This window comes from Okeania sp. SIO2B9, assembly GCF_010672505.1.
Classification (GTDB): Bacteria; Cyanobacteriota; Cyanobacteriia; order Cyanobacteriales; family Microcoleaceae; genus Okeania; species Okeania hirsuta.
Genome location: NZ_JAAHGK010000226.1, coordinates 1 through 7,449, shown reverse-complemented (window position 1 = coordinate 7,449; position 7,449 = coordinate 1). Strand labels below are relative to the sequence as shown.

Annotated in this window: 7 protein-coding genes and 1 pseudogene; 5 read left to right on the top strand and 3 right to left on the bottom strand. The window is 34.1% G+C overall.

Features of this window, described 5'->3' with window-relative positions:
- Positions 1–179 precede the first annotated feature (179 nt).
- Positions 180–1,103 carry a phosphate/phosphite/phosphonate ABC transporter substrate-binding protein gene (phnD, locus tag F6K13_RS10600; RefSeq protein WP_124144077.1) on the top strand — a complete coding sequence of 308 codons (924 nt, stop codon included), beginning with the start codon at positions 180–182 and terminating at the stop codon, positions 1,101–1,103.
- A 233-nt stretch (positions 1,104–1,336) separates the two neighbouring features.
- A complete protein-coding gene (phnE, locus tag F6K13_RS10595; RefSeq protein ID WP_192901080.1) occupies positions 1,337–2,140 on the top strand; it encodes a phosphonate ABC transporter, permease protein PhnE in 804 nt (267 codons plus the stop codon).
- A gap of 231 nt (positions 2,141–2,371) precedes the next feature.
- Here phnE and F6K13_RS10590 read toward each other — a convergent pair whose 3' ends face one another.
- A complete protein-coding gene (locus F6K13_RS10590) occupies positions 2,372–2,605 on the bottom strand; it encodes a hypothetical protein (protein ID WP_192901081.1) in 234 nt (77 codons plus the stop codon).
- Between F6K13_RS10590 and F6K13_RS10585 the strand changes: the two genes are divergently transcribed.
- Positions 2,573–3,568: a phosphonate dehydrogenase gene (locus F6K13_RS10585; protein WP_124144079.1), complete on the top strand. Its 996-nt coding sequence runs from the start codon at positions 2,573–2,575 to the stop codon at positions 3,566–3,568. The genes F6K13_RS10590 and F6K13_RS10585 overlap by 33 nt on opposite strands.
- Before the next feature lie 110 nt (positions 3,569–3,678).
- Here F6K13_RS10585 and F6K13_RS10580 read toward each other — a convergent pair whose 3' ends face one another.
- Together F6K13_RS10580 and F6K13_RS10575 are read right to left on the bottom strand one after the other, a co-directional pair.
- Positions 3,679–4,362, bottom strand: a complete 684-nt coding sequence (locus F6K13_RS10580) for a CADD family putative folate metabolism protein (RefSeq protein ID WP_192901082.1) — start codon at positions 4,360–4,362, stop codon at positions 3,679–3,681.
- A 621-nt stretch (positions 4,363–4,983) separates the two neighbouring features.
- A complete protein-coding gene (locus F6K13_RS10575; protein ID WP_375340661.1) occupies positions 4,984–5,247 on the bottom strand; it encodes a zinc ribbon domain-containing protein in 264 nt (87 codons plus the stop codon).
- Between the two features lie 157 nt (positions 5,248–5,404).
- Between F6K13_RS10575 and F6K13_RS10570 the strand changes: the two genes are divergently transcribed.
- Together F6K13_RS10570 and F6K13_RS10565 are read left to right on the top strand one after the other, a co-directional pair.
- The gene (locus F6K13_RS10570; RefSeq protein WP_124144081.1) at positions 5,405–6,778 is read left to right on the top strand and encodes a radical SAM/SPASM domain-containing protein; all 1,374 of its coding nucleotides are present in this window, start codon (positions 5,405–5,407) and stop codon (positions 6,776–6,778) included.
- Between the two features lie 367 nt (positions 6,779–7,145).
- Positions 7,146–7,449 (top strand): annotated as a pseudogene (locus F6K13_RS10565) (hypothetical protein); the annotation flags it as partial.

Below are 7,449 nucleotides of genomic sequence, written 5' to 3'. Positions count from 1 at the left end.
TGGAATAGAAAAGAAGAAAAACAACTTTACCTCATAACTTTGGAAATTGCTATATATCTAACTCTACCTTTAAGTAAAACTGCATAAATGTTATTTATAACACATTAGAAAAAAAAGGGATTGACTTTTGATAGACAAGATTTATAATTATTTCATTAATTGTTTAGTCAAGACAGATTATGTTAAGTTTAATCCTCAAAAAAAATTTTTTGATAGTGGTTTTTTTGGCTTGGTTAGGTTTAGTGAGTTGTAGTAATTCTAATACTCAAACATCAAGTACAGAAAATCAGCCTACACAAGCAGATATAAAAGCTAACCCTGATAAATTAGTTGTTGCTTTATTACCAGATGAATCTGCAGCTACTGTCATTCAAAATAATCAAGGACTTGAGACTTATTTAGAAAATAAACTAAGTAAAGATATTGAATTATTTGTCAGCACTGATTATTCTTCTATGATTGAAGTGGCTAGCAAAGGACGTTTAGATTTAGCCTATTTTGGTCCATTATCTTACGTTTTAGCCAAAACTAAAAGTAATATTGAACCCTTTGCTGCTTTAGAAAAAGATGGAAAAACCACTTATCAAGCTCTAGTTATTGGTAATGCAGAATCAGGAATTGATTCCTATGAAAAAATAGAAGGAAAAGTTATGGCCTATGGCGATCAAGCTTCTACTTCTAGTCACTTAATTCCCAAGTCAATGTTAATGGAAAAAGGATTAAAACCAGGGGAAAATTATGAAGAAGTTTTTGCGGGTGCCCATGATGCTGTTGCTGTTGCTGTTGCTAATGGAAAAGCACAAGCGGGAGGGTTGAGCAAACCCATTTTCACTGCCTTAGTTGAGAGGGGAACAATTGATAAAAATAAGGTAATTATTATTGCTGAATCTAAACCTTTTCCTCAATATCCTTGGACAATGCGTTCTGATTTAGAACCTGAACTTAAAGCACAAATTCAACAGGCATTTTTAGAATTAGAAGATGAAGCGATACTAAAACCATTTAAAGCAGATGGATTTCAATCAATTACAGATGAAGATTATAATGTGGTGAGAGACTTAGGAAAATTACTCGATCTTGATTTTGCTGAATTGAGTAAATAATAAATAAGCTGTCAGCTATCAGCTATAAGACCCGGATTAGTATAGTAATATTTAATTCTAAACCCTGCTCTTAAGCAGCTCAAGTTTCAATGAAGCTTTTATGTAAAACGAAAAGCAATAACTAATGGCTGATGGCTGACCGCTGACCGCTGAATGTTTACAAAAATTAGTCAATTTTCTTCTAAAAATTATCTTTACTGACAACTGATAAATGATAACTGATAACTGAAATAATGGTTACTTCTAATAAATTTGATAGTTTGCTCCGTCAACAACAAAGAAGTTGGTATATTTCTTTGACTAAAACATTGACTTTGTTAGGCATTATTTTAGTGAGCTTTGGGAGTGTGGGATTACTTGATGGACAACGGTTATCTGAGGGGGTTCCTGACTTAATTGGCATGGTTGGAGAAATGTTTCCGCCAGATTTTAGTCGCGCTCTAGACTGGATTAAACCTTTAGTTGATACTATTGCTATGAGTATTGCTGGAACAGGTATGGCTATTGCTCTTTCTCTTCCCCTTTCTTTAGGAGCTGCTCGTAATACTACACCTCATCCTTTTGTTTATTTCCTATCAAGAATGATTCTAAATATAGCCAGGGCAATTCCTGAATTAATTCTAGGAATTCTTTTTGTGGCAGCAGTTGGATTTGGCACACTTCCTGGGGTATTAGCATTAGGATTTCATTCAATTGGTATGGTGGGAAAATTTTTTGCTGAAGCTATAGAACATACAGATAATTCTCCGATTGAAGCTGCAAAATCTGCAGGTGCTAATCATTTACAAATTATTTTTCATAGCATTTTTCCTCAAATTTTTCCTCAAATTGCTGATGTGACTTTTTACCGTTGGGAATACAATTTTCGAGCTTCAATGGTATTAGGTGCTGTGGGAGCTGGTGGCATTGGGTTTGAGATTATTGGAGCCTTACGTTTACTCAAATATGAGGAAGTTTCCGCACTTTTATTGGTTGTGTTAATAATGGTTACTTTAGTTGATAGTTTAAGTAATTATTTACGTCAAAAATTTATTTAATTCTAGTCAAAGAAAGAAGGAAGAAGGAAGAGGGAACAAAGAAGAAGGAAGAAGGAGTAAATATTGAAAAAAAGGGAAAAACTATAGGGTGCATCTCATATTTGCAAAAATACTTTTTTCCTATATATTCCCTATTCTCTATTCCCTGTTGCCTGTTGCCTAAAAACTATAAATTTTTGGCTTTATTCTTGCATTGAGATGCACCCAAACGATAGATATAACTATCTAAAATTAATTAGAGCAGCTATCTTTTTGTAGCATTTTTTTTAATGTGGTATTACGCTGGCGAAGCCAGAAACTCGGTTTTTGATGTTTACTATTAAAAATCAACCTTCTTCCTTTTTCCTTCCTCCTTCTTCCTTCTTCCTTTTTCCTTCCTCCTTCTTCCTTCTTCCCTCTTCCTTCCTCCTTCTTCCTTCCTCCTTCCTCATTATGAATAAAAAACCTAAAGTTGTTATTACCCATTGGATTCATCCTGAAGTTATTGATTATTTGAGTCAAAGTTGTGATGTTATTCTCAATCAAACTCAAGACACATTATCTCGTGAAGAAATTATCAAACGAACTAAAGAAGCTGAAGGTTTAATGGTATTTATGCCTGACTATATTGAATCGAGTTTTTTAGATGCTTGTCCCCAATTAAAAGTTATTGCAGGAGCTTTAAGAGGTTATGATAATTTTGATATAGATGCTTGTACAAAACGAGGTATTTGGTTCACAATTGTTCCCGATTTATTAGCAGCACCCACAGCAGAATTAACCATTGGTTTACTAATTGGATTAGGTCGTCGAATGTTAGAAGGCGATCGCCTAATTCGTGATACTAACTTTCAAGGATGGAAACCACAACTTTATAGTACCGGATTATTACATAAAACCCTAGGAATTGTAGGGATGGGAAAATTAGGAAAAGCTTTAGCTCAAAGATTAGTAGGATTTGAAATGAATTTACTCTACAGCGATCCTATTCCCTTATCTGTAGAACAAGAAACTGTCTGGAAAATCTCTAGAGTGTCTTTAGAAGAACTCTTAACAATTAGTGATTATGTAGTATTAATGGTACCCTTAATTCCTAATACCTATCATCTGATTAATCAAGATACCTTAGCTCAGATGAAACCAAACAGTTTCCTAATTAATCCTTGTCGGGGGTCAGTTGTAGATGAGACAGCGATCGCCTCAGCAATTCAATCAGGACATTTAGCTGGATATGCTGCTGATGTATTTGAGATGGAAGATTGGGCAATTCCTCATCGTCCTCAAGACATTTGTGAGGCATTAATAACCGAGAAAAATCAGACTTTTTTTACACCTCATATAGGTTCCGCTGTTGATGAAATTCGCCATGATATTGCTCTTGAAGCAGCTAAAAATATTATTCAAGTTTTATCAGGAAATATGCCTCAAGGAGCAATTAATAAGCTATAATATAGAATCAATTTGAATAATTACTATTCAAAAGACTAGAGGCAGATATGTAAAACCCCTAGTCTCTCATCAGTAACCTAATTATTTAAAACTTTTGATTGTAAATTTAGTTAATTTACAGCTTGACAATATTCTTCATAAACACCATCAAGCAATAAATTTAAAGCATCTACTGCCTTAGCTGCTGCTGATAATGCTTCCTGTTTTTCAACATCAGTTTCGCACATTTTTACTAATGCTTCTCTTGTAACTTGGCTGTGAATTTCATCAGCTTTTTCATGTACTTGAAAAAAGGCTAAAGCTGATTCAGAATTAATGCCATAAAATTCTTTCAAACCAGCAATTTTAGTAGTAGCTACTTCAGGAATTTGAGACTCATAAGCATAAAGAGCAGCTAAACCTTTTGCCGGATTTTCACTGCGGGATAACTCTTTGAGAATACTTACAGATTCCTTGGTTTTTGCTAAATGTTGCCTATTCTTAACTGCCTCTCGTTTTACACCCAAACCTTCCGCAAAACGTAACCATAATTCCGGATGATTTGCTGCTCCCATTTCCTCTTCCATGAGATTTTCCAAGAGCATTTTACGAGTTTCTAAATCATCACAAGCTGCATGAGTAGCACTAACATAAGTGGGGAAATAATGAACTTGTAGATAATACTCTTGAGCATACTCTTGCAACATTTCTAGAGAAAGTTTTCCTTCATTCCACATTTGGTAGAAAGAATGCTTAAGTAAATGTTGTTTTTCAATAATCTCATCAAGTTGTGCAAGGAAATCTTGTGCAGTCATTTGTGTATTTTGAAGCAACATACTTATTTAGTAAATTAATAGTTTCAGATATGGATATTATCATATGTTGCTCTATAGCGCTACGCGCAAGTCAGAAGTCAGAAGTCAGAAGTAATCCCTGATTGAGTTTGAGTGTTTACAATTGCCCTAACCTATTTGCGTACTGCTATAACTAAAATTTATCGTCCTCACTAAAAGATGTAGTGCTATAGTTTGGAAGATATTTAGCCATTACCATATATTTGTAACTACGTCAAACCATTGTTAGAGCAACTGATGAAAATTAGTCAATCTTTGTTGAATAAATATCAGGTAATTTCTTGAAAAACAACGAAATAATCATGGTTTTGGGCTTAAAAATCTTATCAAGTCACAAATACCCTTGGATTATTATCTATTAATTTTATCATGGGAAAGCTGAAACTATTGAAACTCCGTTAGCTAATTGAGGCTTTTTTTGATGTTTTTTGTCAGAGGTTGATGACAAAGTTGAAAAATTTAAAATTAGAAGCTGAAATTGATAATTAAAACTTTTCAAATAGCGATCGCTGAAGTCAGGAATGAGAATTCAATAATGGGACTTACACAAAGTAGAGTGTTGACATCCTCCCGACGCTGCTCTTACGAGACAGCGCGGGATTCCCTAGCATTGCTGTTAGGGGTTTTCTGCCTCATCGCACCTGTCCTCTGGGATTTGTTCCCTTCAGATCTTACGGTCGCTCCGCAGACTGACACTGCTAGCCCAGCAGCCAAAATATTTATACTTGCATTTATATCCCTATCATGGTGACTACCACAGGAGTGACAATCCCACTCTCTAATCTTTAGAGGTAATTTTTCTACTACATGACCACAGTTAGAACTCGGAAAATCCTTATATTCCAACAACTAACAGCAAGTTGTTACTAGTTACATCTTTAAAAATCTTGAAATTTAGGATAGACTGTACCAGCCTCATCACAAATGCGGGATGTTTTTTTGAAAAACAATAACTAAAATACTAACAGACTCCATAAACATATCTTAATCAAGTAACAAAAAAATGATGATCAACGATCCTCAAAAACTATTAACTACCCCAATTGATGATAACTGGAAAATCCCAAATCGGGTACTAGAAATTCCCCCTCATGGTATTCCTTTACATCCAAAAAGCCTGGAAAAATTGTTACTTACAGCCAAAGAAGATAATTCCATAATTGTTTTTCAACCAACTTTGCCTATTCTCTCAGAATTAGGTTTACCCACTTATCCGATATTAGCCTATTTATATCCCCAACAATTCAGTAACATCTGGCATAAATTACAGCCACAAATTGAAGATTTCTTAACAGGTAAAAAAAACGATCGCATTCCTTTGACCTTAATATCTGAAATTGATATTGATGAACAACTACATTACTTTACTGACCATTATGGAAAAGCAATTAATCCCTCTTATGTCAGAGTAATTGTCGGTAATACCTGCAATCTCAAATGTGTCATGTGTCCCTATCACAGTTCTCTGTTAAAACCAACTCATACCACAGACTTTTTTCAAGGGAAAAAACAGATGTCTTGGCAAATGATGGAACGACTAGCACAAGACTGTGGCAAAGCCGGAATTACCATTTTTATTGGCAGTGTTGAAGAACCTCTTCTACATCCTCAAATTATAGATTTTATTCAACTCTGTAGACAGCAAGGAGTTCCTAAAGTTCATCTGACAACTAATGGTCAACTGCTGGATGAGACTAGAGCTACAGCATTATTAAAAGCCGGATTAACCAGTATTGATATTAGTATTGATGCAGCAACTCCAGAAACTTATTTAAAAGTTAGAGGAGCTGATTTTAACCGAGTAGAATCTAATGTAATTAATTTCCTGAAAATTAGAGATAAATTAGGAATTTCCTGTGAAGTCAGAACATCCTTTGTCAGAAATCAAGATGTAACAGAAGCAGAAGAACAACTATTTTTTAATCGTTGGTTATCGAAAGTAAATAGTATTTTTATTTTAAATGTCGCCGAATATCAACAAACCAATATGCGACTCAAAAAAACTAATCAAGCAGTACAAAAATCTCTCCAATATTATCAACAAAAAGCTCAAGAAAGGTGGCCTTGTTTATTTCCTTTTATAGAAATGGCAGTCTTGCCCGATGGCAGAATATATTATTGTATAGAAACTTTATTTAGATTAGGCTTTGACAAAGATATTGAAAGTTTAGGAGATTATCATCAACAAACATTACAAGAAATTTGGTCTGGAGAATTATTTAAGCAACTGCGACGAGATTTAATATTGAATGAATTAGAAAAAAGAACAGCTTGTAAAGATTGTGATATGTGGATGTCACAAGTTATTAATAGAGAAACAAAAGATGAATGTCAAGTTCTGAGTACTACAGTCACAGAAATTTATTCTCAAGTTTAATAAAGTTTCATCCTTAACTGCAGGTGGGCCTTTTAGAGTCTGGTGACGGTTGAATGAAAAATACAAAAATTAACATTGGGAAGTCTCAAGATATGCTATCTATACTGATGTATAGAGTATCTTTGTCGTCAATATATTGCGGTTGATCCATAAGTACCTTGTATTTCTCAAATAGTTGATTTACTTGGCTCTGAAAATTTAACTTTTGGCTCAGATTATCCACAAATGGATTGTCAGTCATATACTGTTAAAAGTGTTGTAGAGCTTAAGGAAAAGTTATCTCAAGAATATGGTGAACAAAATTGTTTGGGATAATCCCAGATATTTTTATGGTTTGATTTAATTAATAAAAAAAAGGAGAGAACTTATGTTTGGAGGTCGTAATTTATTTCATAAGGCTAGTAAAATTAGTAAACTATCGAGAGAAAAAAATATAAATTCTCATTCGGTAGAGTTTCTCACGCGTCTTTATCAGCAAGCAAAGCAAATTTCTCAAATCATTACCTATATTTGGCGATGGGCTGATGAAGAGAGTCCGGAAAATGCAGATAAAAAAAATACTGCTAATGAATTAAAAGCTTACTTTATGAAACCAACTACAGGTGATGAAGTCGGTGAAAATTTAAAAAAATTGTTCAGAGCTAGTCCTCAATGTCCAGGTAAAGAAATAG

Excerpts from the sequence above, each read along its gene's own strand:
- F6K13_RS10580 (WP_192901082.1), bottom strand. The coding sequence starts at position 4,362 with ATGACTGCACAAGATTTCCTTGCACAACTTGATGAGATTATTGAAAAA.
- phnE (WP_192901080.1), top strand. The coding sequence starts at position 1,337 with ATGGTTACTTCTAATAAATTTGATAGTTTGCTCCGTCAACAACAAAGA.
- F6K13_RS10570 (WP_124144081.1), top strand. The coding sequence starts at position 5,405 with ATGATGATCAACGATCCTCAAAAACTATTAACTACCCCAATTGATGAT.
- F6K13_RS10585 (WP_124144079.1), top strand. The coding sequence starts at position 2,573 with ATGAATAAAAAACCTAAAGTTGTTATTACCCATTGGATTCATCCTGAA.
- F6K13_RS10590 (WP_192901081.1), bottom strand. The coding sequence starts at position 2,605 with ATGGGTAATAACAACTTTAGGTTTTTTATTCATAATGAGGAAGGAGGA.
- phnD (WP_124144077.1), top strand. The coding sequence starts at position 180 with ATGTTAAGTTTAATCCTCAAAAAAAATTTTTTGATAGTGGTTTTTTTG.